Origin of the sequence: Halobellus clavatus (assembly GCF_900107195.1) — an archaeon.
Taxonomy (GTDB): Archaea; Halobacteriota; Halobacteria; order Halobacteriales; family Haloferacaceae; genus Haloquadratum; species Haloquadratum clavatum.
On the sequence record NZ_FNPB01000012.1, the window covers coordinates 34,761 to 59,992 of the forward strand.

At 56.3% G+C, this 25,232-nt stretch carries 25 protein-coding genes and 1 pseudogene; 14 read left to right on the top strand and 12 right to left on the bottom strand.

What is annotated here, in order from left to right:
- Positions 1 to 79: 79 nt before the first annotated feature.
- Positions 80 to 1,108 (bottom strand): Cdc6/Cdc18 family protein, encoded by a 1,029-nt coding sequence (locus BLU74_RS14820; protein ID WP_089768719.1) that lies wholly within the window; start codon positions 1,106 to 1,108, stop codon positions 80 to 82.
- Between the two features lie 265 nt (positions 1,109 to 1,373).
- On the opposite strand from BLU74_RS14820, the gene BLU74_RS14825 reads away from it, so the two are divergent.
- The 3 genes from BLU74_RS14825 to BLU74_RS14835 all read left to right on the top strand — a co-directional run bounded on the left by BLU74_RS14825 (position 1,374) and on the right by BLU74_RS14835 (position 2,904).
- Positions 1,374 to 1,655, top strand: a complete 282-nt coding sequence (locus BLU74_RS14825; RefSeq protein ID WP_089768721.1) for a DUF5789 family protein — start codon at positions 1,374 to 1,376, stop codon at positions 1,653 to 1,655.
- On the top strand, positions 1,655 to 2,221 hold the full coding sequence (locus BLU74_RS14830) for an adenylate kinase (protein ID WP_089768723.1): 567 nt from the start codon (positions 1,655 to 1,657) through the stop codon (positions 2,219 to 2,221). The genes BLU74_RS14825 and BLU74_RS14830 overlap by 1 nt, the downstream gene beginning before the upstream one ends.
- Positions 2,222 to 2,448: 227 nt before the next feature.
- The gene (locus tag BLU74_RS14835) at positions 2,449 to 2,904 is read left to right on the top strand and encodes a hypothetical protein (RefSeq protein ID WP_139175853.1); all 456 of its coding nucleotides are present in this window, start codon (positions 2,449 to 2,451) and stop codon (positions 2,902 to 2,904) included.
- A gap of 81 nt (positions 2,905 to 2,985) precedes the next feature.
- On the opposite strand, the gene BLU74_RS19515 is transcribed toward BLU74_RS14835, so the two are convergent.
- Positions 2,986 to 3,111 (bottom strand): hypothetical protein, encoded by a 126-nt coding sequence (locus tag BLU74_RS19515; RefSeq protein WP_281241864.1) that lies wholly within the window; start codon positions 3,109 to 3,111, stop codon positions 2,986 to 2,988.
- A gap of 131 nt (positions 3,112 to 3,242) precedes the next feature.
- Between BLU74_RS19515 and BLU74_RS14840 the strand changes: the two genes are divergently transcribed.
- From BLU74_RS14840 to BLU74_RS14855, 5 genes are all read left to right on the top strand, one after another.
- Positions 3,243 to 3,446 (top strand): type II toxin-antitoxin system HicB family antitoxin, encoded by a 204-nt coding sequence (locus BLU74_RS14840; protein ID WP_089768726.1) that lies wholly within the window; start codon positions 3,243 to 3,245, stop codon positions 3,444 to 3,446.
- A 32-nt stretch (positions 3,447 to 3,478) separates the two neighbouring features.
- Positions 3,479 to 3,628: a type II toxin-antitoxin system HicA family toxin gene (locus BLU74_RS18605; RefSeq protein WP_281241867.1), complete on the top strand. Its 150-nt coding sequence runs from the start codon at positions 3,479 to 3,481 to the stop codon at positions 3,626 to 3,628.
- A gap of 200 nt (positions 3,629 to 3,828) precedes the next feature.
- Positions 3,829 to 4,050: a hypothetical protein gene (locus BLU74_RS14845; RefSeq protein ID WP_089768727.1), complete on the top strand. Its 222-nt coding sequence runs from the start codon at positions 3,829 to 3,831 to the stop codon at positions 4,048 to 4,050.
- A gap of 52 nt (positions 4,051 to 4,102) precedes the next feature.
- Positions 4,103 to 4,492 carry a RidA family protein gene (locus tag BLU74_RS14850; RefSeq protein WP_089768729.1) on the top strand — a complete coding sequence of 130 codons (390 nt, stop codon included), beginning with the start codon at positions 4,103 to 4,105 and terminating at the stop codon, positions 4,490 to 4,492.
- Between the two features lie 121 nt (positions 4,493 to 4,613).
- Positions 4,614 to 5,252: a hypothetical protein gene (locus BLU74_RS14855; RefSeq protein ID WP_089768731.1), complete on the top strand. Its 639-nt coding sequence runs from the start codon at positions 4,614 to 4,616 to the stop codon at positions 5,250 to 5,252.
- 37 nt (positions 5,253 to 5,289) lie between these two features.
- Here BLU74_RS14855 and BLU74_RS14860 read toward each other — a convergent pair whose 3' ends face one another.
- The 3 genes and pseudogenes from BLU74_RS14860 to BLU74_RS14870 all read right to left on the bottom strand — a co-directional run bounded on the left by BLU74_RS14860 (position 5,290) and on the right by BLU74_RS14870 (position 6,523).
- Complete coding sequence (locus BLU74_RS14860; protein WP_089768734.1) at positions 5,290 to 5,556, bottom strand: hypothetical protein; 267 nt, start codon at positions 5,554 to 5,556, stop codon at positions 5,290 to 5,292.
- A 66-nt stretch (positions 5,557 to 5,622) separates the two neighbouring features.
- Positions 5,623 to 5,823: an orc1/cdc6 family replication initiation protein gene (locus BLU74_RS14865; RefSeq protein WP_089768736.1), complete on the bottom strand. Its 201-nt coding sequence runs from the start codon at positions 5,821 to 5,823 to the stop codon at positions 5,623 to 5,625.
- Between the two features lie 107 nt (positions 5,824 to 5,930).
- Positions 5,931 to 6,523 (bottom strand): annotated as a pseudogene (locus BLU74_RS14870) (IS6 family transposase).
- Positions 6,524 to 6,567: 44 nt separating this feature from the next.
- Here BLU74_RS14870 and BLU74_RS14875 point away from each other — a divergent pair.
- Both BLU74_RS14875 and BLU74_RS14880 read left to right on the top strand, forming a co-directional pair.
- Positions 6,568 to 7,260 (top strand): hypothetical protein, encoded by a 693-nt coding sequence (locus BLU74_RS14875; RefSeq protein WP_089768738.1) that lies wholly within the window; start codon positions 6,568 to 6,570, stop codon positions 7,258 to 7,260.
- A 176-nt stretch (positions 7,261 to 7,436) separates the two neighbouring features.
- Positions 7,437 to 8,324, top strand: coding sequence for a metallophosphoesterase (locus BLU74_RS14880; protein ID WP_089768740.1), 888 nt, complete (start codon positions 7,437 to 7,439; stop codon positions 8,322 to 8,324).
- Positions 8,325 to 8,639: 315 nt separating this feature from the next.
- Here the strand turns inward: BLU74_RS14880 and BLU74_RS14885 are convergent, their stop codons facing one another.
- The gene (locus BLU74_RS14885) at positions 8,640 to 10,757 is read right to left on the bottom strand and encodes a sensor histidine kinase (protein ID WP_089768742.1); all 2,118 of its coding nucleotides are present in this window, start codon (positions 10,755 to 10,757) and stop codon (positions 8,640 to 8,642) included.
- Positions 10,758 to 10,973: 216 nt separating this feature from the next.
- On the opposite strand from BLU74_RS14885, the gene BLU74_RS18615 reads away from it, so the two are divergent.
- A complete protein-coding gene (locus tag BLU74_RS18615) occupies positions 10,974 to 11,198 on the top strand; it encodes a response regulator transcription factor (RefSeq protein WP_139175855.1) in 225 nt (74 codons plus the stop codon).
- Positions 11,199 to 11,436: 238 nt separating this feature from the next.
- Here the strand turns inward: BLU74_RS18615 and BLU74_RS14890 are convergent, their stop codons facing one another.
- The 3 genes from BLU74_RS14890 to BLU74_RS14900 all read right to left on the bottom strand — a co-directional run bounded on the left by BLU74_RS14890 (position 11,437) and on the right by BLU74_RS14900 (position 14,485).
- Positions 11,437 to 11,736: a hypothetical protein gene (locus BLU74_RS14890; protein WP_089768744.1), complete on the bottom strand. Its 300-nt coding sequence runs from the start codon at positions 11,734 to 11,736 to the stop codon at positions 11,437 to 11,439.
- Positions 11,737 to 11,819: 83 nt separating this feature from the next.
- Complete coding sequence (locus BLU74_RS14895; protein ID WP_089768746.1) at positions 11,820 to 14,057, bottom strand: amino acid permease; 2,238 nt, start codon at positions 14,055 to 14,057, stop codon at positions 11,820 to 11,822.
- The gene (locus tag BLU74_RS14900; RefSeq protein ID WP_089768748.1) at positions 14,054 to 14,485 is read right to left on the bottom strand and encodes a universal stress protein; all 432 of its coding nucleotides are present in this window, start codon (positions 14,483 to 14,485) and stop codon (positions 14,054 to 14,056) included. Before BLU74_RS14900 ends, BLU74_RS14895 begins: the two co-directional genes overlap by 4 nt.
- A gap of 1,476 nt (positions 14,486 to 15,961) precedes the next feature.
- On the opposite strand from BLU74_RS14900, the gene BLU74_RS14910 reads away from it, so the two are divergent.
- Complete coding sequence (locus tag BLU74_RS14910) at positions 15,962 to 17,416, top strand: APC family permease (protein WP_089768752.1); 1,455 nt, start codon at positions 15,962 to 15,964, stop codon at positions 17,414 to 17,416.
- A gap of 5 nt (positions 17,417 to 17,421) precedes the next feature.
- Entirely contained in the window at positions 17,422 to 18,075 is a 654-nt protein-coding gene (locus BLU74_RS14915) for a potassium channel family protein (protein ID WP_089768754.1), read from the top strand.
- A gap of 14 nt (positions 18,076 to 18,089) precedes the next feature.
- On the opposite strand, the gene BLU74_RS14920 is transcribed toward BLU74_RS14915, so the two are convergent.
- From BLU74_RS14920 to BLU74_RS14930, 3 genes are all read right to left on the bottom strand, one after another.
- Positions 18,090 to 19,652, bottom strand: coding sequence for a potassium channel family protein (locus BLU74_RS14920; RefSeq protein WP_245705814.1), 1,563 nt, complete (start codon positions 19,650 to 19,652; stop codon positions 18,090 to 18,092).
- Positions 19,653 to 20,599: 947 nt separating this feature from the next.
- Complete coding sequence (locus BLU74_RS18625; RefSeq protein WP_139175857.1) at positions 20,600 to 22,264, bottom strand: cupredoxin domain-containing protein; 1,665 nt, start codon at positions 22,262 to 22,264, stop codon at positions 20,600 to 20,602.
- A 309-nt stretch (positions 22,265 to 22,573) separates the two neighbouring features.
- Complete coding sequence (locus BLU74_RS14930; RefSeq protein ID WP_089768760.1) at positions 22,574 to 23,590, bottom strand: tyrosine-type recombinase/integrase; 1,017 nt, start codon at positions 23,588 to 23,590, stop codon at positions 22,574 to 22,576.
- A 734-nt stretch (positions 23,591 to 24,324) separates the two neighbouring features.
- On the opposite strand from BLU74_RS14930, the gene BLU74_RS14935 reads away from it, so the two are divergent.
- Positions 24,325 to 25,110, top strand: a complete 786-nt coding sequence (locus tag BLU74_RS14935; RefSeq protein ID WP_089768762.1) for a DUF8102 family protein — start codon at positions 24,325 to 24,327, stop codon at positions 25,108 to 25,110.
- The last annotated feature ends 122 nt before the right edge of the window (positions 25,111 to 25,232 follow it).

A 25,232-nucleotide genomic window follows, 5' to 3' on the forward strand; every position in this document is an offset into this window, starting at 1 on the left:
ATCGGACAGGAGCGGCTGCACTGACGCCTCAGGGCCACCACGGGCTGGACGCCGGTTCGGGAACGGCAGGGAGCGGGTGTTACTCGGTGGCCGACGTGGCGGGCGAATCGACGACCGAGTACGTTCTGTCGCGACTGGAGCCCGCGGCTTCGAGCAGATTGTACTGGGTCATCTTCGAGAGGTACGTCCGAACGGTTCGCTGGGTCCGCGGGTCGTCGACGGCGTCGGCATAGCGGTCGTGAATCTCACCGGGACTCAGCGGGCCGCGTTCACGGAGGACGTCGTAGACCGCGCGTTGGTGCGGGGTGAGCGATTCGAGGCTCTTCTGTCGTATCTGTGCGCGGCTGTCTTCGGCGGCTTCGAGCAGCATCTCGTCGGTGATCCGATCGGCGTTCTCCCGATCGGCCGTGCTCGCGGCGGTGCGAAGGATCCCGATCGCCAGGCGGGCGTCCCCCGCGGCGGCGTCAGCGATCCGGTAGAGTTGGTCATCCGTGATGACGCCCTGGTCGATTCCCCACTCGACCCGCGCGTTCAGGATGTCGAACAGTTGTTCGTTGTGGTATTTGTCCATCCGGACGTGCTCGCTGGAACGGAGCCGACTCACGAGGCGGTCGTCGACGCGTCCGAACAGCGCTTCCTCGTTGTTCGCGATGCAGATGACGGCGAACTGAGGGATCGTGTGGAGGTGATAGATGAGTCCCGGGTCTTCGAGCTGGTCGGCTTCGTCCAGAATGACGACGGTCCGCGACTCGTCGTACTGTTGCAGGCGATCGATGAGTTCGTCGTGGGGGGTCGACTGTCGATGGACGTCGATCGTCTGTCCGAGGTCGTCGAGAATCTGATAGAGGGCCCGGAATCGGGTGTAGTTCTGCCAGCAGTTGACGTAGGTCGCTTCGACGTCGAGTGCTTCCTCTCTGAGCCGTTCGATGACGAACTTCGAGAGACAGGTCTTGCCGACGCCGCTCGGCCCCGTCACGACGGCGGTGTCCGCGGGCTCTCCGTTGGTGATCGGTTCGAGGACGCTCGAGAGGTGATTCACTTCGGCGTCGCGATGCTCGACTTCGCGAGGCACGAAACCGGCGCGGAGGACGCGAGCATCACGGATCATCCGGTCACTTCGAGGATGTGGTCAGCGGCACTAAATACTGACTGGGTCGTTTCCGGAAACGACCGTTTGCTCGCCAGCCGCCCCGGAGACCGTCTCGCGAGTGGTTCTGTTTGCGGAAGTCGGTTATTTCCGGGAAGGCCCCGAAAAGAGTGCCCGCTCGCGGCAAGCCGGGTGAGTGGGTCGAACGCGGAGAGGTAAATTCGAATGTGAGCACATCTCGGTCTCCCGGGGGAATTACTATAGACGATTGTACACAATACAGGATATGCGACTACCTGAGACTCGGGACGTGTTTGTGCGCGAGTTGACGTTCCCGACGACGATCGACGCTGTGATCGAGACGCTGGGCGACGAACAACTGAAAGCACCCAACGGGGAGTCAGAGACCATCGCCGAAGTGCTCGAGCACTGTGAGCAAGAGACGTTTCGGTCGGCGGACGAACTCTACAACGAACTGCTGACCTTCGTCGGCGAGGGATTCATCGGGCGGAAGTACTACGACGACAGAGGGACGCAGACGACAGAAGACGAGGAGGTGTCCTTCTGATGGCCGTCGCGCTCCTCGCAGGTGTCCCCGGAGTCGGGCTCTCCTCAATGGCCGAACAGACGCGCCGGGACCTCGACGACGACTATCTGCTGATCAACTTCGGGGACGCGATGCTGGAACAGGCCGCGACGCAGGGGCTCGCAGCATCCCGGTCAGAGCTGGCATCGCTCTCTCGCGTGGAGACCCGTCGACTCCAGCGCCGGGCGGGCGAGTACGTCGCAGACAAAGCCGAAAGCAACAAAGTGTTGTTGACGACTCACCTCGCCGTCAGGACCGATTCGGGCTTCCTCCCGGGCCTGCCGGACGCCGTGTTCCACGACGTAGACCCGGACCTGTTCGTCCTCGTCGAGGCCAGTCCCGACACGATACTGAGCAGGCGCGCTACTGCGGACCGCGACTACGACGATGTGAGCCGCCACGCAATCGAGTTCGAACAGGACCTCAACCGGACGGCGGCCTTCGAGTACGCGGTCGAGGCCGACGCTCCGGTCCAGTTGGTCGAAAACGAGGACGACGTTGACGTCGCAGCGACGGCCCTCACGGACGTCCTTCGGACGGGTCTGTGACTGTCGGTCTCGATTCCGCGCCACAGGCCCTCGGCGAAAGAGCGTAGGCGGGAGAACGGCCCACCGGCCGGTGTCGGAGTCAGTCCGCGGGTGCGATCGAATCCGGGTTCGAGAAGTCGGCAGTACGCAGATCCCGCTCCGGACGACAGCCCGTTGCGACCGGCATCGGCTGTCAGCAGTTCGATTCGGGTGAGAAGCATATGTACGTGGGGACCGTACACTCGGGTATGGATCAAGACCACGAGCAGGACGTGCAAAAGGCAGACGTGAACCCGGTCGGTACCTCGTTCGTCGGTGGGTTCCTCGGAACGGTGGCCGGACTGCGAAGGGGCGGCGTCGGCGGAGCCGTACTCGGCGGATTGGTCGGCGGGACCACGGGGTACGTCGTGGGTGCGGCCGTGAACACGGACGCCCGGCCGGATCCGAGTATGGACGTCGATCCCGTCACAATCTCGACGGGCGCGGACGACGAGCGCGACGAAGAGGCGGTCACCGACGAGCACGACGATGCTGATGATGCACCCGACGGCACCGCTGATGAGGAGCACGGCACCAGCATCGAGATCGGAACCGCCGACGAGACTGACGAAGCCGAGAAAGCAGACGAGGACGCGACAGACGAAGCCGAGAAAGCAGACGAGGACGCGACAGACGCCGGCGAAACGACGGACGAAGCGGAGTAGGGCACTCTCTAGCGAAGAAGCGAAGCCTTCGTGAGAAGGCCAGGAAGGGGTGGACTCGCTGGGATTTGGAATTCCGGGACTTTAGAGCCTGCTTCGGCGGTTTCTACCATTCTCCCACTCCCGAAGCGGCCGGCGACGAACCTCCATCTTCTCCCGGGAAGTGCGCTTGTCGTAGTGCTTGTCGATGATCGCCTCGGTGACGTCCATCCGCTCACTGACGATCTCCTTCGGAGCCTTGCCGTTCAGGTCGCGGATGATCGCGCCCTTCCGGTACCCGCAGGAGCTGTCCGAGTAGTAGCGACAGAGCGCTTATCCCGAACTGCCCGCTACCGAGAAGTATGAGCACTGGCCGGGAAATTCGTCTGATCGAGGAGGACGAAGGCGGCTGGTCGGCGATCGACGAGGAGACGAACGTCGCCAGCCAGGGCGAAACGCGCGAGGAAGCGCTCGCGAACCTCGATGAAGCGGTCGAGTTGACGAAGGAGGCTCGCGAGGCCGACACGGACGCGCCCGAGGCGGACGCCCCCTGGTTCGATGGATAAACGGCCCGCCGCGAGACTTCGCCGGTCAGGAGATCGTCAGCGTCCTGACCTCGTTCAACCACCGTAAGGACCGCCAGCGCGGGAGCCACGCGGGTCTGAAGTACACGAATCCCGATACCGGAGAGGTTCGCACCGTGACGATTCCACTGCACGACCGCGTGAAGATCGGACCTTCCCGATAACACTAGGATTCTCTCCGAGATGGAAATGGAAGATTCGCCCCTCAATGTCTGTGTCTACGTAGATCTCTCGCTCTTGCGCTTTCTGGACCAGAATGGCGAGCCAGTCTTTGGTCGCTTGTGGAGGCACAGCCGGATAATTAAGACATATTGACTTGTTTTATCCTAAACCATCGTCGAAAGCATCCAAAGCGAGTACGAGAATGACTGACTTCGTGGTGAAGGTCCCGAACATCGCCGTCGAGATGCACATCGTCGCAAGCGAGGACGACAAGGACAAAGTCCGACAGGAGATCGACCGTCCGACGTTCCAGTACGTCCTCGAGAAGTCCGGAAACAGCGACCTGCGATGTCTCTCTTTCGAGCAGGTCCGAGAGACGCACGAGACGGTCCAGAACGCGGGGCCGCTTCAGCAGGTGTTCTGAGGCCCGAACGAGTCCCCGAAACGGGTTTCACACTCCCACGTAGCCAGTACGTATGGAACGCCGCCGAATCTCCTCCGGCACCGAGTGGGAATCACACGTCGGCTACTCCCGCGCGATCAGAGCCGGCTCCCAGATCCACGTCTCCGGTACGACCGCAACCGACGAGGACGGCGACGTCGTCGGCGAGGGCGATCCGTACGAGCAGACCAAACAGGCGCTCGCCAACGTCGAGGACGCGCTCGTAGAGGCCGATGCATCACTGGAAGACGTCGTCCGGACCAGGATGTTCGTCACCGACATCGACGACTGGGAGGCGATCGGCGAGGCGCACGGCGAGTACTTCGGCGAGATCCGCCCGGCGACGAGTATGCTCGAAGTGAGCCGGCTGATCAGGCCTGAGCTCCTCGTTGAGGTCGAGGCCGTCGCAATCGTCGAAGGCTGACTAATTGGAGTCTATGGAAACTCTCCTCTATTGATAAAAACTATGCAGCAACAATAGAGCACATAGAATAAGTGCAATGCCATCCCGTAGACAAATTCTACTAGGAATTCTCGGTTCTAGTGTGTTGGCTCCCCCGGTTTCGGCGGATACCGAAAGACAGAATATTGAAATCGAAGATGCGGCGTTCCCGGATTCAGTCCGGATCGGACAATCGTTTACGGCATCAATCGACTACCGGAACCCCTCCTCAGAGACCGTTGAGGTCACCCTTGAGTATAAGTTGTGTGTGAATACTCCAGAGGAGGCCAGCGAGCGTGGGAATTCCTGTTACAGAGTTCTGGAGGTCTCAAAGACTGTTGAACCGGAGAGTGGATGGAATACGACGCTCTCGCCGGTTATCGATTCGGATGTCCCTGAGGAATACAGGATTCCGGGTGAGCGGGGGCAAGAGATCTCGATCAGGACTGACAGTGATCGAGTCTTGGGAGCCGCGATCACGGATTCACTCGAACTGCTTCCTCGCTATAATCCGACTGAACAGGCTACTGAAGAGAATCCCCCTGCCACGACCAAAGCCACGCCCAGAGAGACGGATTCCCAGATAGAGACCACCGAAATGAGACCACAGACGGAATCTGATCCTGAATCGGACACTGCTGATTCTCAGGGATTGGTGTCCCCAGCTGTCAGGGATATACTCACCATAATGAGCGCTGCCGGTATCACCTTCGCCGGAATATACCGTTACCTCTTCAAATGAGAGTATCGGCACGCCAGCGTTCCAATATCACTTCGGACTACGGTTCAGCGGGTTCATAGGTAGTCCCTCGTGTCATCCTCTTCTGCGTGATGAGCCCGTACCGCTCCGGTGAATCGAGGTCCCGGCGTCGCGTCGATCGAGATTTTTGTGACGACGCTCGCGCCTCGTCGTCGTCGAGGACGTCGACTTCGTCGACGATGAAGACGAGCTGCGCGTCTGTGTCCCGAATCAGCTCAAAGTACTGACTCCGTGCGGTCGAATCCCGTGAGAAGTCGCGGCCGATTCGCGAGTCTTGCAGGAGCATATGAACGACGCCAGTAGCGGTGTTCGCGGAGAGACAGTTCACGTACCCCGTTCTGACGCCGGGCGTCTAGCGTTCGAGTTGTTGGCAAACGTACTTCGCGAGCGTTGTCTTCCCGGCACCGGAGGGGCTGGTAATCAGGACGTGGTCACCTTTGACGTCCTCCTCGATCGGCCGAGGACACGAAGAGAGATGATCGATCTCGCTGTTTCGATGCTGGAGTTCCTGCGGCACGAATTCGTCGCGGAGCGCACGGGCGTCACGGATCATCGACTCGGGCTACAAGATTCGTTGACTTGTGTGGGAGCCGTCCGGGGTGAAAGTAGAGCACAGAAAACCAAGGCAAAAAATAATTAGTACAGTCTCTTCGGTCGTGTTTAGTTTGGAGCATTGAGCCAGGCGGCAAATGCTTGGAGCCACTTTTCGGCGGTTTGCGGTTCAACGTGGCTGAAACAGTTCGAGAACGATGAACTGCGGCGTTTGAGTTCTCGAAAGATTCGCTCGATGGCATTCCGATTTCCATTCCGTTCGGTTTGAAATCGGAGTGAAGTTCTGGCCAGCGCAGTTTGGAGGTGTTGAGCGCCATCGATCAGAAATACGGCGGATTCGACATCGTGTTTCTGGCGGAGCTCACGCAGAAAAGATCTCGGTCAATGCGGTCGTCGTTGTTGAAAACAGTCGGAGATGCAGTAGATCGTTTGTGTCTGGATCAGCGGCGGCGTACAGCCAGAATTGCTGATCATTGCTCCACAGTCTCGTCACCCACAACGTGATTCGGACTTCGGCCCGCTGTGGGCTGTAAGTCGGGCTTCTGCCCCCAATTGTGGATCGCTTTCGGCGAGCGCTCGACACCCCACTCTTCGAGAATCGAGACGGTATTCCGGAGCGACAGCCCCCCTAGCTGCAGTTGAATACCCAGCCTCGTCGCACGCTCGGGTGTCCGCTGTCGCTCCACAAAATCCAAATCAATCCAGTCGCTGCAAGATGTAAATCGATTTGACCCAGTTTAGGGCGGTGAAGCTGGATGGATTCGACAAGGATGCCTGGCAGGATTGTACGAGGAGGAGTCTCGGGAAATGGAAGAAGTGGAGAAGCGACAGCCGCAGCAATAGTAAATACGGAGATGTCGTTCTACCAGGTATGGAACTGGAAGAGCAACTGGAGTTGGTCAAAGACTTGGAGTCCCGGGTGCTTCGTAAGCGTCGTCACGAACCGTTTGAATTGGAGGTTCGGAATGAAGACGAGGCGGTTCTGCTTAAGGGTATTCTGAATAAGACGAAGGTGGAGCTGTTTCAGGAGATGAGTGACGAGTTGGAGAGACACATCATTGAGTGCCCGGAGTGCTTTAGGAGTGAAACTGCTCCCGTCCACGAGACGATGTATGAAATGTATGATACCGGGGACGGAGTTAAGGAGAATGTGTTTAAAGCCGATATCGAGTTCAAGTGCAGGACCTGTATGAAGACGGTGCGAGGTAAGTCAGTGGTTGCTCTTCGTGACCGAATCGACGAGTATGAGTCCGGTGTCAGGGAGTATGTGTTGGAGGCAAGAGAAGCGTTACCTGAGCCGAGTTTTATCGAGGATGTAACAGAGGAACAGATTCACGAATACAAGCAGTTAGATGACCAGTATGCAAAGCTGCTTCCCCCCGGTGTTGACAGCTTGGAAGAGTGGTACAGCCAGTTCGAACAGGTAGAGAAGGTATGACTGAGGACTTAGAACCACACACGGTGCAGTGCCCGGGATGCGGCAGCACGGAGGAAAAGATCAGTACGAAATCAGGTTCTCCCGGCTGATCTGGCTGTGAGATCGTGAAATAAACACCGTGGCAACCCTCCTATGAGACACCAGATCTATACAGTCATCCACTAACAGTTACGAGTATGAGGGTCTTGGTCTGTAACGACCTTCACCTCAAACCCGTAGCGAGTGACTACGACATCGACGCAATGGAGACCCCAGATGACATCGACGCCGTATTCATCGCCGGTGATCTCACACATCGAGACGGAGCCGATGACATCGCACTCGCACGCCGGTTCATCGATCAATTCGATATTGATGTCTTGTACGTACCCGGGAACCACGATCATACTCCAATGCCTGTACGCGTTGCCGAGGGATTTGAGCACGTGACCAACGGTCACAATATGACCCGTGAGTATGAGTCGTGTTCAGTCGTCGGCTGGGGATGTGAGTCCCGGTCGCTTGATGATGCGCTCGATCAAGCAGCGTTTCCTACGCTTGACCCTCGGACCGCTCCACGTGGAGAGCGACGGTATCGGGCGGATCAAACCGCGAGTGCCATCGAAAACGCACTCCACAGTCTCGTCACTGACCAGGTGACCACATCTGATGCCGCTGATGAACTCGGGATCGCCGACGAGAACATTCCGACGTTCCATCAGAGCGTTCACCGCATTCAGGAGACGTATGATCACCTTTCCGATCTTGTTGGCGACAGGTCGAACGTTGTCATCGTCTCTCATCTGTCCCCATTTAACACGTCTTTCGATCGACACCACTCGACAGGAACGCGTGAAGAGGATCGTGAGGCGTTTCACACAGGCTCTATTGCTCTAAAACTCATCATAAAGACTCACGACGTCTACGCAACAGTTAGTGGGCACTCTCACGCCTCTGGGTACGAGACAGGAGATAGCGAGATTGGTGCTCCTCATATGCTTAATCTCGGCTACCGTGGACTCGGTGTCGTTGATATCTGTCCCACTACCAACGAGTTCAGCTTCGTTGAGGTGAACACGAGCTGATCCAGCTATCCTTGATCAGCAGTCCGATCACGGGGATAGATCAACCACCCGCCCTACTTCGCTCACGTTGAACGGTTCGCTTGTGGAAGTGGGGGCTCGTCTATGAACTCAGCCTCAAACCCATCCGGGTAGGTAAAACCGCTACTCGGCGTCACTACGATAAGGGGCGCTTGGATTGTAGTGATCAGGTCCCGCTCGTAGCTACTTTAAATCCAAATTACACACAGTTATGATGTCATAGAAGGGATCTCACGCCTGGATAGGATTCGCCAAGGAAGACGACTTACCTATCGTTCAGTACAGTGCGCGTATGTCTCACTCTAAGAAATCGACATCGCTGATTTCGAATCGCGCTCCGCCGTCCTCACCGTCACAGTGAGAGAGTGACCAACCGTGTGCTTCGACAACTTCCTTGACGATAGAGAGCCCGAATCCGGTTCCGTCTGTGTTGGTTGTATACCCGTGGTCGAAAATTTCATCGTGTTGCTCCTGGGGAATACCGTCACCGGTGTCTTCAATAAAAAAGCCGGTAAGTGACTCGCTATGATCACCCGGAGTTCCACTGTTGAGGATGCCAACACGGATAGTGAGTGGCGGGTTATTGTGTTCTCTGGCGTTCCGAAACAGGTTCTCGAACACATTCATCAGACGACTACGATCTGCTTTGACTGTCGCACCTTCCGGAACGCGTAGATTGAGATCGGTGCCATCTATCTTAATATTGTCCCAACTATCTCTCGCAACCGTAGCGAGTGATACTGTCTCTGGTTCTTCGATGTCCTGGCCAACACGCGAAAGTTTGAGCAGATCTGTGATTATGTCTTCCATCCGCGTTGCCGACTGCTCGATAGCCTCTATATACTCCTGGTTGTCGTCATCGCTGTCGAGAAGACTCACATAACCAAGAATTACGTGGAGCGGATTCTGGAGATCGTGACTGACCACACCGGCGAACTGGTCAAGTTTCTCGTTCGACTGTTCAAGTCTTCGTTTTGTGTCTTCGAGTTCTTGCTCATATTCCTTGAGATCGGTCACGTCACGGGCGTAGCCAAGTACCGCCTCTTTGTTTCTCTCGGTAGTCTCGAACGGAATTCTCGTCGTCTTGAAGAACTTCGTCTCCCCATCGGGCCCCACCAATTCTTCCTCAAAGGTCATCGGATCACCCGTCTCAATGACTTCAATCTCCCGCTGTCGGTACTTATCGAAGTTCTCGATGTTTTCGACATCGGATTCGATCTCTCGTTCCCGTTTGCCCTCTATTTCCTCGGGAGCTAGGCCGTGTAATTCGGCATTTGCCTCGTTCGAGAGCAGCACCTCATCGTCGATATTCTTCACGTAGAGTGGGTCCGGGACGAGATCGACGATCTGACGGAGTTGTTCGTGGGCCTGCTCTGCGACTCTCTGAGACTCTTTGACTTCCGTGATCTCCGTGAACACGAGTACTCGCGCCTCTATGTCCGACCTGGATAGTTCCCGATAGCGATAGTATCGTGGCATCGGTTCGTCGATGATTTCGACAGTGGCCGAGTCAGTCTTGATTTGTCGGGCGATGTCGGTCCCGAGAACCGCTGTCAATTCCGCACCGATCGGGTGCGGATCGGATAACAGCGGTTGGGCAGCACTGTTCACGTCAATTACACGACCGGCCTGATCGACAACAATCACCGCGTCTTCGATCACGTCAAAGATCAGTGAGCGAGCGACCGGTGAGATTTCAACGAACTGTGTCGAGAACAGGGCAACCCCGAGTAACAGAGTTGTCAACCCGAACCCGATCGGAGTGGGATCGAGAGCGGGGTGTGGCCAACTCCAGATCACGTATAGGATGTTCGTGGTCCAGGAAATCCCGATTGCTGGGAGCAAAATCAGCAATTGCAGACGGTACAATCGGGAGCGTTGGATGGCTGCATCTATGAGCAGTCCGGACCCGATTGCGACTAGCGCCCAACTATAGACAGTGAAGAGCCAGTACCACAGACCGACAGTCTCGACTGAGAGCACAGAGATCGTATCAACAGTCGTCCTAGCGTAACTCCCGTAGAGCAATCCGTGGAGTCGCATCGTCGCAACGATCGGAATCGTGAGGGCTGGAATGACGGAAATGACAACAATCACAGGTCGGCTGACCCACTGCGTTCTCCCGTCGTAGAGTAGCGCAAATAGCAAAAAAACCACTGGTGACCCCGCGATTCCGACGTATTTGAGCGTCGTGGCTGCGATGAAGAGGTTCAGGGTCGGTGTAAACAGTCGGACGACTGCTCCAACAGTCCAGATGGCTGCCGTTCCAAGAAGAATAATAAAGACACGACCGAGAGGGTCGTCCCAGTGGTTACGGGCCGTATACACTCCAACACCCACAATTAACACGATTGTGAAGAAATGTATCGCAGTGTACGCGAGAACAACTGGTGACCCGACTATGTCGGCAATCATTGTTGCTGTTCGGTACTCTGTTCTTTGAGCCTATGAATATAATATTCCTCCTCGGGCGGAGGCTTAGTATCTCATAGAATCATTCTGTGATACCCTGAAAACAATCAGTGAATTTCTCGATATGCAATATAATCAAAAAATCAGTTGCGTCGCTGCCAACTGTTTATGAAACAATACATCTTCATTATCAGATAGGGATTCTATTTGTTAAGTGAAATGGTCGATCTCGTCCTCGCTGAGGACATACCGTTACAGCAGAATTTGATACAGTATTTTGTGGAAGACTACGGCGCATCGATAAAATGCGCCAAAGATGGAGACGAAGCACTGTGGTTTGCAAGCGTTTACAACCCCGATATCGCGATTTTGGATCCCAATATGTCGGTAAGAAAGTGGTTTTCAATCTACGGAACAGATCAAGCGTATCAATCCAAATATTGAAATAATTGTCAGTACTGTATACGCATCCGAGAAGTCAATTAAAAAGGATGCTGATGACCACCTGATTAAACCCTATACGAAGCATGCTCTGATAGAATCAATCGAATCTGTGATTGAATGAGTGGTGCAGACAAACTTCTCCATCTCGCTGCTCAGTTCGCAATCAGAGTCTCACGGCTGAGTCAGCCGTGCAACCGCGAAATAAACACCGTGATAACTCTTCTATGACACCCTGGAATTAGCGGAACGACATCGCGAGATCGACTCCGGCCTCGAGCACGACGTCGACGAATTCGCTCGCGAACGTAGTAAACGCGCCAACGTCGGGCTCGAGCCGTCCCGCACCGATCGCGACCGCGAGCGCGACCAGCGAGACGAGGAGATACGAGACGGCGGAGACGCTCGCGCCGCCGGTCGACCACTCACTCGCATCGAGCGTGGAGGCCGAATTATGGTCCTCGTTCAAGACTCGGGGGAACACGCCGAGCGCATCGATATCGAGGTGGTTCGCTCGATACTCGAACGAGTTGTTACCCAAGTGAAGAAAATCCGATAGTGCCCCAACAGAAGCCGCCTCCGATGTGAAGTCATATTTTTGGACAGTAGCAGAAACAGTTCAGCTCACAATATTCGTTCGATCAGCCCGCGGTCGCGATGTTTCTCAGCAAGCAGGACCGAACACTCCACATCGTCGACAACGTCTAAAACGAGTGTCCCAGAGACGAGTCGGCGGAGGAGCCCTTCCTCGGTCGCACCGATCAGCAGGAGTGTCGCATCCGCCGAGGCATTCCGGATTGCCGTTTTGACGTCACCAGATTTGACGAGGAGCTCAGCATCCTCCAGCCCGTTGTCCGCTGCCCACTCTTCGAGGAACCGCTCACCAGCTTCGCGGTCCTCGTCAACGTTGAGGAGACTAACTTTCGCATCGAACTCGGCCTGGAGCAACTTCGCGACGGCGGCTGATAATTCTGAGTCGGGACCACCAGCTGTCGGAAGCAGGATGTGTGAGTGATCGAACCCGCGGTCTCGGAAGATCAGGAAGTCACAGGGGACTGCCTCTGTGAGTTCGTCGATCGCCGACTCCGCTCGACCGGGTGAGCCGTGTGAGTTTGGCCCCCACCCCATAACGACCAGGTCCGCGGTGTAACTACGGGCGGCATCGAAGATCGCCTCGTAGGATTTGTGCGAGAGCACGGTGTGAGTCTCGACGTCGACGCCGAATGTCTCAGCGTCCTCGCGGGCGTTGTCGAGCAGATGTTTTGAGCTCTCGTCTATCTCGTCGGACCGATCGGCAGCCGCCGCCAAGGCCGTCTGGTCGGGCACTGTAACAATGTGGGTGGCGACGACGGTGCCGCCGCGCTGTTTTGCGATCGCACTGGCGAGCGTGATAAGTTCCTGCTCGTGGGCGGGGTTAGCCAGCGGTACCATCACACGGTACTCTCCGCCGTCCGGTTTGACGCCCGCAGCGGCGTCGACCGCGATATCGGGCATTTCCTCCGGGCGCGAGATGATGTGTTTTGAGAGGATTCCCTGTTTCTCGGTTCGGGTCCGAGCGTAGAGGAAGTACCACAGGAGCGCCGCACCCGCGATACCGAACGATAGTAGCAACGCGTCACTGGAGACGAAAATCAAAAGCGCGAAGGAGAACACGACGCCCAGAATCGGCAACAGCGGATACAACGGGACTACGAAGTCCGGGGTGTACTCTTCGGGGGCGACGTAGCGCATCACGATCAGCGCCAAGTTCAACAGCCCGTAAATAATGAGGTGGAGTCCCGACGCGGCCCCGGACAAAAGCGTCAGATCGCCGATAACGATGAACAGGAGGATGAGTCCGCCAGTGATACCGATCGCGCGGTAGGGAGTTCCGAACCGCTTGTGGATCTCGTTCAATGCCGGCGTGACGATGCGGTCGCGGCCCATCGCAAAGTTGATTCGCGAAGACGCGAGAATGGAAGCGTTCGCGCTGGAGGCGGTTGCGAGGAGGCCACCGAACAGCAGGGCACCGCCCATCACGGCCCCCTGGATGTACTCCCCGACTTCAACGACGGCGATGGGGTTCTCGGCGTTTGAGCTGATGACGTCCGCGATGAATCCCGGGGGAACGGCTGCACTCATAATCACCAAGACGAGCGCGTAGATGAGTGTCACAATGACGACGCTGCCAATGACCGCCCGCGGAAGGTTCCGGCCGGGATCTTTGATCTCCTCGGCGACGCTCGTGATCTGGACGAACCCGAGATAGGAGACGAAGATGAGTCCCGTCGTCTCCAGTGTGGTGACCACGTCCGTCGCGGCCGGGAGGTTCGATGGTTCGGCCCGGAGCGTCCCGAGGAACGTGAACACGGTGAGGATAGCGACCAACAGGACGACGATGATGTTCTGGAGGCGTCCCGTCTCCTTCGCGCCGACGTAGTTGACAAGGACGAAGAAGGCGCCACCGACGAGCGCGATGATCTTCACAACAGTAATCGATATCGGACCGGCGCCGACACTGCCCGAGAGGCCGAATATCCGGGCGATATACCGGCCAAATCCGACCATATAGAAGGCGCTGGCGAATGCCAGGCCGAGCCAGTTGGCCCAGCCGGCGATCGACCCGAACATCGGCCCCAGCGCGTGGTTGACATAGTAATAAGCCCCACCCGAGCGGGGCATCGCGGTGCCGAGTTCGCTGGCAGACAGCGCCGTGAACATCGCGATGACACCCCCCAAAACGAATGCTACGGATGCCAGTGACCCAGCTCTGAGGATTGCTTCACCCGGCAAAACGAAGATGCCCGCGCCGATCATCGTACCGACGCCGATGGTCAGCGCTGCGAGCGGTCCGAGGTCCTTGGCGAGGTCTTCCTCACTCATTCTTCGTCCTCTCGGGGGAGGGCGATGACGGGGCGATCCGCCCTGGTCACCAGTTTCAGCGAGATATCACCGGAGAGGTACTGCATCAGTCGGTTCCCGCCGCGAGAGCGGTAGGCGATGGCACTGGCACCGACCTCGTCAGCGGCTTCGAAGATCTTGGCAGCCACGTCTCGTCCGTAAGCGGTGTGGTCGTCTGCGTCGGGAAACACCGACCGAACGGCGGCGTATGATTCCGCGGCCAACTCTTCGGACTGCTCGACTGGTGTCTTATCCGGGACGCCGCCACCCTTCTCTACGACGTGAAGAGCTGTAACGTGGGCCGGCCCGTAGGGCTCAAGGGCCGCCGCCGTAGCTTCCGCGTCGGCTTCGTGAGCGACGGGAAGAAGCACGTGTGCGAGGATGTCTTCGTCGTCGGGCTCACTGCTCATACTGGCACGTTTATCGACTATCTCTTAAGCGTGTGTATCCAGTTTCGGATGGCTTGCGGTACTGTCCGCTAAACGGATCGATCTACTGTCACTCGCTATTGAAACCGGGTGTTCACCGGTGTAATGACAAACCACGGAAACGGGAAGATCACTTTTGATCGGTGTCTGTCACTGCGTACTAACAACCCCCCATCACAGACGAGGACACAAAAGAACCGTGTTCGATATACAGGATGCGCTTCAGTCGCAGACGGTGAAGGTGGCCACCTTTCTGGAACGGTATCTCAGACTCGCGTTTATCATCGGGATTCGTGCTACGATGCTAACCGCGGGACTGTTCCTGATTTACGCCCTTACCGGCATATCTTCAGTTTTCTTTGGCCGACCTGCTCTATCATACCCTGTCTTTTCGCTCGAAGGTGACCCAATTTTCGTAATCGGTGGAGCACTGATGGGCCTGTTAGTGGTACAATCTTCCGGATCATTCGTTTTATACCACCAGTTGGTCGGAACAGAAAGTGATAGATCACAGGTGGCTATCTTGTTTGGGTTCATCAGCCTCGGGTTCGGGGGGCAGTAGTCCGGATTATACTACCACCGGCTATCCAAATGATCCCCTCCACTATTTAGACGGCTACGTCTAAGGGTGCAGGGCCGGATCAACCGACCCCCGTCGATATCCGTATCAATAGGTTCTCGAGTAGCACACTGTCATTCCAGCAGCTCACGTCAGGTATGATAGAACAGTAGATCCACGTGAGACGCGTACCACACTGGGGACAGAATTGCATAGATCCGAAGATAGGGTGTACGAGTTTGATCTGGGACTCGTAGTCACAGTTTGAGCATTGGTGGGCCGGTGGTTCTCGGAGCCATATCCGCTGATTGGATTCTGACTCCTTCTTGCGGATTTTGCCGTCCTGCTGGAGACTTCCTAAAAGGGACCACAGACGACCTTTTGTGACATTCACCCGCCCAATTAAATCCTCTAACGTGTACGGTTCGAACGGCTCCATCGCCTCGGGGTCAAGCCCCGAGACTTCCCGTTTCTACGACATAAACGTCATCTGGTGATAATGACTCGTCCGTCGACGACTGTTCATCGGAGTCATCGTTCGACGTATCCGACCTAATGGCTCCGACAGGCGTAACTCATTCGACGGAGCAGATATGAACAGCTCAAACTGCATTGTATGAGGTCTCGGCCGTCTGTAGGCCACCCCGTCCCCCACCCGCGATTGCAAACCGTTTTGTTTTGGTCATCGTTTGTCGCTTCGGACCGCGTTGTTTTCAACGGCCACCTCGATTCCTTCGCATCTGGAATGCGGTTCTTCGACGCCACCAAAGCCCCTTGTAATGGCTTATCAAATGCAAGCGCAATTTCTGCACCAGGGGAACTCATCCCGGGAATAAAGTGCCTCAAATAGATTACGGGAAGCGTAAGATGTACAACGAGCGAAACGGCGGTCTTAGGTAATGAGCGGAAGTCAAACTCGCGCTCCAGAGGCCGAGCTCGGGCTGCTCGACGCGACGATGATCGGGATGGGGGCGATGATCGGGGCTGGAATTTTCGTTTTGACGGGACTGGCTGCCGAAATCGCTGGTCCGGCCGCGATTCTCGTCTTTGCGCTGAACGGGGTCGTCACCGCGTTCACCGGTCTCTCGTATGCCGAACTCGCGGCCTCCATCCCCAAAAGCGGCGGCGGGTACGCCTTCGTCCGGGAGATCTTCGACGACTTGCCCTCGTTCATTATGGGCTGGATGCTCTGGTTCGCTTATATGATCGCAGGAGCACTGTACGCGCTCGGTTTCGCGCCGAACTTTCTCGAATTACTGCACGTCTATGGGATAGTCCCGCCACCGGATCAGGTTGGTGCTGTGGTGCTCCCAGTCATCGACGCGGGGGTACCACTCGCCTTCCTGCTGGCGTTCGTAGCGGTGCTCGGATTAGTGCTGCTCAATGCTGTCTCGACGGCGGCCAGCGGGAGCGTCGAGACGATCTTCACAATCATCAAAGTGAGTATCTTGGTCGTGTTTGTCGCGTTCGGACTCGCCTCGCCGATGTTCTCCGGGGCCGAGTTCCAGCCACTGTTCCCCGAAGGAAGCGGAGCGGCCGCGATACTCCCAGCGATGGGTCTCACGTTCATCGCCTTCGAGGGATACGACCTCATCACCACCGTCACCGAGGAGGTCAAGAATCCACGTGAGAACATTCCGAAAGCGATCTTCGTGAGCCTCATCGTGACCGTGATTGTCTACTTGGCGGTCGTGACGGTCGCTATTGCCACGCTCGGGGCCGGGGGACTCGCCGATGCCGGCGAGGCGGGGATCGCTGCGGCGGCGACCTCGTTTATGCCCACCGGACTGCCGATCATCCAGAACGGGGGCGCGCTCATCGTCTTCGGGGCGGTCTTCTCGACACTGACTGCGCTGAACGCGGTCGTGATTGCCTCTTCGCGGGTGGCGTTCTCGATGGGACGCGAGGGACAGTTGTTGCCCTCGTTCGGGCAACTGCACCACCGCTATGGGACGCCGTTCGTGGCAATCCTCGCCAGCGCGGTGGTTATGCTCGGATCGGTGGCGTTGCCGACCCAGAGCGCCGGGAATATGTCGAGTCTGTTCTTCCTGCTCTCGTTTATTATCGTCAACGTCGCCGTGATCAGACTTCGCCGCGAGCGCCCGAATATGAACCGCCCCTACGAGATGCCGTTCTACCCGGCACCCCCGCTGATCGGCATCGCGCTCAACCTGATCTTGGCCGGGGTGCTCGTAGAGTACCTGATCCGGACGGATCCACTGGCGCTGGTCCTCAGCGCGGCGTGGATCCTGCTCGGCGGGATCGCGTACTTCGCACTCAATCGGCTGCGGGCGCAACCGACGCGTAGCCCGACAGACACGGACACCGAAGTCACACCGGAGGCTGAAGACTAAAATACATGACCAACGGTCTCGACATCATCATCGCTGGCGGCGGGCGAGTCGGCTTCCAGACAGCCGAGATACTTGCCAACCGTGACCACGACGTAACAATCATCGAACGCAACGAGCGAATTGTCTCGGAAATCGCCGACGAGTGGATAGCGACCGTCATCGAAGGCGATGCGACTAACCCCGAAATCATCGAACAGGCTGGTATCGAGCGAGCCGACACGATTGCGGCTCTCACTGGTGAAACCGGGCTGAATCTCGCGGTTTGTCTAGCCGCTTCGGAGTTAGATCCCGGAATTCGGACGATAGCGCGCATCGGCCGCGCGGCCGGTACAGCCTACACCCGGTTTGTCGACGCGGTACTCTTCCCTGAGCGGGCCGGCGCGCGCGTGGCGGCAAACGAGATCGCCGGTAGTGATGTCCAGACGCTGGCAGACGTGACCGGCGACCTTGACATTATGCTCGTGCGCGTCGCAGAGGGGGCCCCGGCCGCCGGAAAACAACTGACTGAAGTCCGATTTCCGGCCGGAACGTTGGTCGTTTCCGACGACGATGGCCATCGAGTCGCCCGTCCCGACACGACGTTGACCCCCGGCAACCGATACGTCGTCGCGGTCGAACCAGACGTCGCCGACGAAGTGATGAACCTGATGAGGGGGTAATGAACTCCAAGCAGTCAGCTCTCAGGTTCGATCGGTGAGACATCGAACCGCTTTCTGAACTGTTGGACTGCCTCGTCGGAGCCAACGAGGACGATCCGTTCGTCCCCGGTGAACCGCCGCTGGGGATCGACCGCGTTGGTGAGCCCCGAATCGTCTTCGATAGCGATGACACGGCAGCCAGTCTTCTCGTAGATGCCCGACTCGGCGAGTGTCGAGCCTGCCAGCGGTGTCGCGGGAACGCGAATCAGACGAATCTGACTTGCCGGTGCGAGGACGTCCCCGCCGCGGAGTTCCCGGGCGACCATCCGTGCACTCACCCGCGGTACCGACAGCACGTAGTCCGCGCCGCCACTCAGCGCTTTTCGGGTCGTACCAGTGTCGCTTACCCGAGCGAGGATCTCGATATCGGGGTTCAGTGACCGCGCCATTACGGTCGTCAGTAACGATGCGGAGTCGTCCGGCAGACCGATAATGATTGCTCCGGCAGACTCAATCCCCGCCCGTTTCAGGACCTCCTCCGACCCGGCGTCGCCCACGACGTCCACGCCGTCATCGTCTTCGATATCGATGGTCACGGCGTCGAGTCCCTCCTCGGCGACGAGTGCCCGTGCGGCCTGGCCGACTTCACCCTGTCCCGCAACGATGATACGCTCGTGTCTCCGGAACGTTCGGGGTGGTTGAGTGAACTCACTGAACGCCTCCAGCGCGTCGTGTGCACCCGTGAGGAGCAAGACCGTGTTCGAACGGATGATCGCGTCCGGGTTAGGTGGGAGCTGTAGTTCCCCATCGATCCACGCGCCGATGATGTTCGCGCCCGTTTCCTCTCGGATCTTCGAGTCGCGAATCCGTGTCCCGATCAGTCGGTTGTCGTGTTGGATCGGGACCTCCGTGACTTCCAACTCGCCCCCGAGGTCGATCGTATCTGTCAGATCTGCCTTGAACGACGAGACTGCTTTCTCGGCGAGTCGGTGCCCGAGCACGCCGTGCGGGGACAGCACGGTATCTGCGCCTGTCTCTAACAGGATGTCCCGCATATCGCTGTCGTCAGTCAACGTGATGATGTCGATCTCTGAATCGAGCGACCGGATGGTCAGGATGGTGTTGACGTTTGCGTCCCCGGCGTCCGTGATGACTGCTCGTGCTAACTCGATTTGGGCTCGTTCGAACGCTGTCGCATCCTGTGGGGAGCCGTGAATCACGGAGTACCCTTGGTCGGACAGTTCTTTGGCGTTCTCCTCGGACGACGAAATCAAGACGTACTCAATGCCGAGTTGTTTGAGTTCGTCGAGGAGGACGGCGGAGTCACGCCGGTATTCGCAGATGATGACGTGGTCGCTTTTCGGGGTGAATCGGTTATCGAGGTTGACCTCAGCCCCAGTGAACAGCGGAATGATGATGAGTCGGAGCGTGAAGAACCCGAGCGCGATGCCGGAGATCTGTGTTCCGGCTACGAACAGGAACATCAATGGATGGCTCCAGATGTCTGAATCCTGGCCATAGCCCGTCGTTGTCATCGTCTGGACGATGAATTCGAACGAGGCGAAGAACGATCGGTCGACGCCCTCCAACTCCGCCAATGCGAAATTGTAAGTGATCGTATAAAACAGAATCAGCGCGGAGAGTCCGGAAAGGTAGCACTCACGACAGTTACGCCGCGAAGTCGAAGCGCCGCAGGAGGGACACCCACTCATCGGTCTCCTTCCTGGTCCGTCCTCGTCGACGCGCTCGACGAGCCATATAGTCGAATTCCCGTTATGAGCCCACTTTTCCGCTCGAAGGCCGGCGCGTTCGGCACCAGCCTCGAGATTCCGGCCGACGCGCCTCGCGTTCGTGTCGAGTTGCTCACTTAGATCGCTGCTGTATCGATAGAGAAGCGAGTCGCCGCGGAGACGTTCGAGAAGTATGCGGCGATATCGTCCCGCAGCTCGTCAGGAGTGTAGACCGAGTTCGGGGCTGAACTCACGCCAACCACCCCTTTCCTTCGACTCGACCGACCGACTGCGTCGACCTGCACCGCGAGAGCTTTCCAGATCTCCTGAGCGACCGCGCAGGAGATATATAAAGATCGAAGCGAGACCGGCGAGAGAGTGACGGAGCGGCCGCTTTATGCTCCTGAGTCGACGGCGGAAATCGATATGGACTCGCTGGGGTTTCGTCACGCCGTGTGAAAGAATCGGTTAAATACCTACGCAGTCTGGGGGTTTGATTGAAGTAAGAGGTCGTCTCGGCTTTATTAGTAAGTCACTACTCGTATTCGAATTAGACGAGATTAGAACGTCTCAACATAAGATCTCGTTACTCACGGGGATGTTGCAAAGTCCTTGTGACTGTTGTTTTCACGAGTCTGCGGATGAATTACCTAACAGAGCGTGCCTGCGAATGGAGTGCCGAGTTTCCTATCAGGAACATATCATTTAGAGACGGTTAAAAATACACGATGGGAGTCCTGGTAGAGATTGTCGATATAATTCATCTCCGGTGGGTCGGTGCTGCAGATGATTGCGGTGGAGTAATTATTCGTCTTCTAGGTATTCGGATCGTCCCCACCGGTGTGTCCGATTCCGTCCCCATCCGGGATCGATGCATCACAACCACCCATCGCATACGAATACCGATCTTCGCCTGGTGCGACGATAACAGCGGCTCGCATCCCGTCATCGTGATGATTGTAGCAGGCGTACCGCTTCATTTGCGGGATGTTCAGCGTCTCTGACGTGCTGTACGTTCCGTCATCGATTAGATCTGGAATAGTATCCGGATCGTATTTTATTCGGACTCGTGACACGACGTAGTGCGCACCGCTATCGTCAACCCACTCCCAGGTAATCGTTGCTCCTGGATCTACGATCACTGCAGCCGGATCAAACGCGTGACCGTTCGGCCCGGCACCGACCTGAATACTCACATCTGTCTGCCCCCGACGATCAGCGACTTCCCCGTCAAACCCGTTTGCTTCAGGTACCCACGGCTCGATAGGGGGGTCACCCCGCTCAATCTCATTTCCACATAGCGTTCGTTGATATTCCGGTCCACACGGAACATCTTTCATCTCCCGGAAATTGATCGCGCCTGCCGCAAACCCGTGAATCCGGTTTCCGTACACTTCGTTGTTCTGCCCCCATTCGGTCCCGCCCATCTGGTAGGAATCGATTCCGATGGGGGATGGACACTCCCCGATATCGTTCCACCGGATCGTACAGTCGTTGCCAGAAATGTAGATTGCCGGTTCAGCAATCCCTTCCGTATTGTGCCCGGCGTTCCGGTCAGTACAGTATTCGATCGTGACGTTCGTACAGCCGGGTTTGACTTCAACACATTCGTTGTGTGAATACCCGGCACTGTTGTCGATATGGTGAACTCGGACGTTTCGGGTACGTTCTGGTGTATCGTACGGATACTCTGGATCTTTGTACCTGTCCGCAGGACTGCCAACGTACACGATCTCTCCTATGTGCCCGATTTTATGATTGGCCACACGTGGATCATACTTCATTCCAGTGGGGCCGATCACTTCGAACCCACCGATGACTGCGTCACGAATACGGGCGGTTTGGATCAACGCCTTCCGAGTGTTACCTGCCTTTGCTGGTTCGACGACCGCACCGCGAATGTACTCAACGCCTTCGTCAGCTCGGCTAGCAGGATTGATTTGGATACAGTTTGCAGCCCACGCTCTCCAGTCCTCGTATTTTTGATCGGGGTTGATAAGCCCGTCAATTGTTATGCCGCGGAGATGTATATGCTGGTGGCTGATCGTGAAGACGCTGTAGGTTTCTGTTTCTGGACGAATGACAGCATCTGCTGGCCCTTCAATCGTAATCGGATTATTGTGTTCACCATCACGAACGGTGAAAAGACTCTCGCGGTACTCACCGGATTTCAAGCGTATCGTCTCGCCGGGTTGTGCTCGATTTAGTCCTTCGCTTACTGTCGCAAGCGGGCTGTCTTGAGACCCGGTGTTTCCGTCTGCTCCGTCGGTACTCACGTAATAATCAGCTTCGCCTGTGGTTGATGTCGCTGAACTTGACTGTACCTCGCCGTTTTCGGTATTTGATGCTACCTTGTTGGTGCCTGTACTAGAGTTCGTACCACCTGATTTGGTGGTTTCACTGCAGCCTGCCACCACACCTGTTGTCACAACACCAAGCGTAGCGAGCATCCGGCGGCGAGACGAATAAATATCAGACATATCGAGCGGACACAACACGAGTACATAAATGATTTGGCGGAATTTCGGGGATGAGAGAGTCTATTCGCAAGCCAGCGCGCATCCTCGACACGGATCATTACGAACTCTCTAATGAGTCTGAATATACGAGCCACACCGCTGTCCAGCGATTCGGAAACTAAGTGGACTCGCTGGGATTCTCGTGAGCGCAGCGAACGAGAAGTCAGCGAGGGAACGACTCGAACGTAGTGAGAGGAGTGGACTCGCTGGGGAGGAACCTTTGAGTATTTGATACACAACTCTCGCATAGTACTGCCCGACTGTGGAAATTCATTTGTCTGGAAGATTATCTTTCCGAACGCTCATTTTTTCGCGCTCATCACGAACGTCGTAGTGTTTATATAGGACTTCGAGACTGACGTCCATTCGTTCGGACGCGACCTCCGGTGACGTACCGTGGGCGAGGTGGTGCGTGATCGAACCCCGTCGAAGCCCGTGCGGCGACCTCGACGACGGACAGCGGCTTGGATAGCCGTCCGTGGAGTTCGCCTCGCAGGTTTTCGGATCGCGGTCGTGTGGGCACTCACGGCCGTATTCGCACGGCTGCGTTGCCATATTGACCCACGTGTAGATCGTATCGCCGGTTGGACGGCCGTACCGGGTAGTAATCAGCGGTTCACGGCCGTAGTCGTCGGTTACATCGATACGGTTCTTGTCGATGTATTCGTCGACAACCTGGTACCAGCGCGGGCCGAGGTAGACCCAACGTTCGCCATCCTCGCGGTTCTTCAGTTTTGTCTCGGTCTCCAAGCGGTGTTTAAGGACGACAGCGTGTTCATCCGGGCGGAGGTCGTCAAGATCTATCGATCGCAACGCGGAGCGTCGCATCCCGGTACGCCAGAGTAATGCGACGACAACGTGTCGACGGCTGGCGTAGTCGTATTTATCGAGGTATTCGAGGACCTCCGTCGCATACTGTGGTTTGAGGTGGACATCGCGGGTGTCGGCACCATCCGGCAGTTCGGGGGCGTGGAGCTTCTCGGCGAGACCATCGGTAACCCCCTCAATATCCGCCCAGTAACGGAGCGCCTGGCGAACGGTGGACAGCTGTTTCTGGAGTGTGACTGTCGCGATCTCACCACGACGCCAGGTGACGAAATTGGCCAAGTCGCGTCCGGTGAGCTCGTTGAGATTCTCGATGTCAGCTTCTTTAGCCCACTCTCTGAAGTGCCGCAGCCGTGTGCGGGCGTTGGCCATCGTTGATTCGCCGACACTCGACTCGTGGTGTCGGAGAAAACGATCGATACCCTCTTTGACGTGAAGCGGCTGAAGATCGGCGTCGCTCACGCGCTTTCCACCTCCGTTTGTCTGGCTCCCGTCTCAGCGACGAAAGTAAAGACAATACCGTAATTGTCGATGGTAGGACGATACTCTTCGCCCCGCCCCGGAGGGTCCCATATGTAGTTGTGTGCGATTCGAGCATTCGATGCAGTCTTTCTATTTTGCATTAGATCGGTTTTCCGAACCGATCGAGCCGATACGGGACACTAAGTGGGGCACAGCCTTCACCCGAACCGTTATGTCCCTGCCAGACAAACCCTGAGACACAGGATCTGGTCTATCAGGCCCGATCCACTTCCTCACACGCCCGAAACTACTATCCTTGGCCGGGAGGGTTTCGGGTGTGTTGTTGAACTGTTCCATAGTAGCAGCTACTCGTCGACTTCGAGGTTCTCACTCGGGTCGTACTGCCGAGTCATCTTCTGGAGGAGCTCGTCGTATGACTCGCCTCCTCGTTTTTTCGCCTTCACCAGCTGGCGAGTTTGCCGCGAGCATGCGATTCGTGCTTCACTTGCGTTGGTCATAGTTTGCTACACTTGACAACAATAACATGCACTGGTAAAACAATTTCGGGTTATAGAATATCATATAATAACCGTATATCGATTATAATGAGTGCCGGTGAAATGTGGATAGAAGGGCTATGAGCGGAGACTAGAGTCGAGAACCTAGCAGATGAGTTCTCCATAACAACTATTACCGGCAATCAACTATTGTTCTATAACCGCATCCCGATTAGTATGTCTGATGATGAAACAGAAGATGCCGACAATATAGACGTCGAGGATCTAATCGAGAATCCACCTGAGGTGGAACGCGAGCCAACGCTATTTGAAGAACTACCGAACCTCTCTCTCTCAAGAAGGCTCGAAATGTGGAGAGATTCGGATATCGAAGGACAACAAAGACCTCGCGGAATATTATCTAAGACAGACCGAGAGTACCTATTGGGATTGAAAGAGTATGAGAACGAACAGTCTGAAGCCAACCGTAGGCAGGACATTCGCGACCGGATAAAAAACTCTCTCAAAGATTTCAAAATAATCTGGGCATTGCTGGATGAAAAAGATCGAAATCAAATTTTCAGTAGTCTTGATGATGAAACCGTCGATAACTGTATTGAAGCGATGGTTTCGTTCATCTATCTCGGGCTAGACGGTGACATCCCACGTATTGAAAAAGCAATCAAGAGGGGGATATTGGCCGGAGAGAATGCTACCTCGGAAGGGGAGACCAAACAGGTGGAAGTTTCGATCAATATTGATCACTATCCTGATGTGGAGGCTGCAAAGGAGAAAATGCAAAGAAGCCCATTGGTTGAGCTCACAGTGGAGGAGCTCGGAGTCTTGGCAAAAGCAAATGAACTAGACCCGAGTCATATTGAAAAATTGAATGATGACCATATCTACCCACCTCCAGGATACTTTGATTCTACAAAGACTGAACCTACAGTAGATAAAGATCCACTAAATTATGATCTTGAGGAAGCTGGGGAAGATTCGGATATCAATTCCGATGGCTCGTAATAGATGATGTGTCTGGTATCATAATTCGCTCTTCTAGAGCAATATGTCCCGTCTGCTCTGGATTTACCTCCTCAATCAAGATCCTGCTCTGATAGGCCGTGGTGAATCGCCAGCCGTAGCGT

Coding starts and splice junctions, on each gene's coding strand:
- BLU74_RS14820 (WP_089768719.1), bottom strand. CDS start 1,108: ATGATCCGTGATGCTCGCGTCCTCCGCGCCGGTTTCGTGCCTCGCGAA.
- BLU74_RS18625 (WP_139175857.1), bottom strand. CDS start 22,264: ATGTCTGATATTTATTCGTCTCGCCGCCGGATGCTCGCTACGCTTGGT.
- BLU74_RS14840 (WP_089768726.1), top strand. CDS start 3,243: ATGAGCACTGGCCGGGAAATTCGTCTGATCGAGGAGGACGAAGGCGGC.
- BLU74_RS14885 (WP_089768742.1), bottom strand. CDS start 10,757: ATGATTGCCGACATAGTCGGGTCACCAGTTGTTCTCGCGTACACTGCG.
- BLU74_RS14880 (WP_089768740.1), top strand. CDS start 7,437: ATGAGGGTCTTGGTCTGTAACGACCTTCACCTCAAACCCGTAGCGAGT.
- BLU74_RS14825 (WP_089768721.1), top strand. CDS start 1,374: ATGCGACTACCTGAGACTCGGGACGTGTTTGTGCGCGAGTTGACGTTC.
- BLU74_RS14910 (WP_089768752.1), top strand. CDS start 15,962: ATGAGCGGAAGTCAAACTCGCGCTCCAGAGGCCGAGCTCGGGCTGCTC.
- BLU74_RS14830 (WP_089768723.1), top strand. CDS start 1,655: ATGGCCGTCGCGCTCCTCGCAGGTGTCCCCGGAGTCGGGCTCTCCTCA.
- BLU74_RS14835 (WP_139175853.1), top strand. CDS start 2,449: ATGGATCAAGACCACGAGCAGGACGTGCAAAAGGCAGACGTGAACCCG.
- BLU74_RS14900 (WP_089768748.1), bottom strand. CDS start 14,485: ATGAGCAGTGAGCCCGACGACGAAGACATCCTCGCACACGTGCTTCTT.
- BLU74_RS19515 (WP_281241864.1), bottom strand. CDS start 3,111: ATGGACGTCACCGAGGCGATCATCGACAAGCACTACGACAAGCGCACT.
- BLU74_RS14935 (WP_089768762.1), top strand. CDS start 24,325: ATGTCTGATGATGAAACAGAAGATGCCGACAATATAGACGTCGAGGAT.
- BLU74_RS14915 (WP_089768754.1), top strand. CDS start 17,422: ATGACCAACGGTCTCGACATCATCATCGCTGGCGGCGGGCGAGTCGGC.
- BLU74_RS14850 (WP_089768729.1), top strand. CDS start 4,103: ATGGAACGCCGCCGAATCTCCTCCGGCACCGAGTGGGAATCACACGTC.
- BLU74_RS18615 (WP_139175855.1), top strand. CDS start 10,974: ATGGTCGATCTCGTCCTCGCTGAGGACATACCGTTACAGCAGAATTTG.
- BLU74_RS14895 (WP_089768746.1), bottom strand. CDS start 14,057: ATGAGTGAGGAAGACCTCGCCAAGGACCTCGGACCGCTCGCAGCGCTG.
- BLU74_RS14845 (WP_089768727.1), top strand. CDS start 3,829: ATGACTGACTTCGTGGTGAAGGTCCCGAACATCGCCGTCGAGATGCAC.
- BLU74_RS14860 (WP_089768734.1), bottom strand. CDS start 5,556: ATGCTCCTGCAAGACTCGCGAATCGGCCGCGACTTCTCACGGGATTCG.
- BLU74_RS14865 (WP_089768736.1), bottom strand. CDS start 5,823: ATGATCCGTGACGCCCGTGCGCTCCGCGACGAATTCGTGCCGCAGGAA.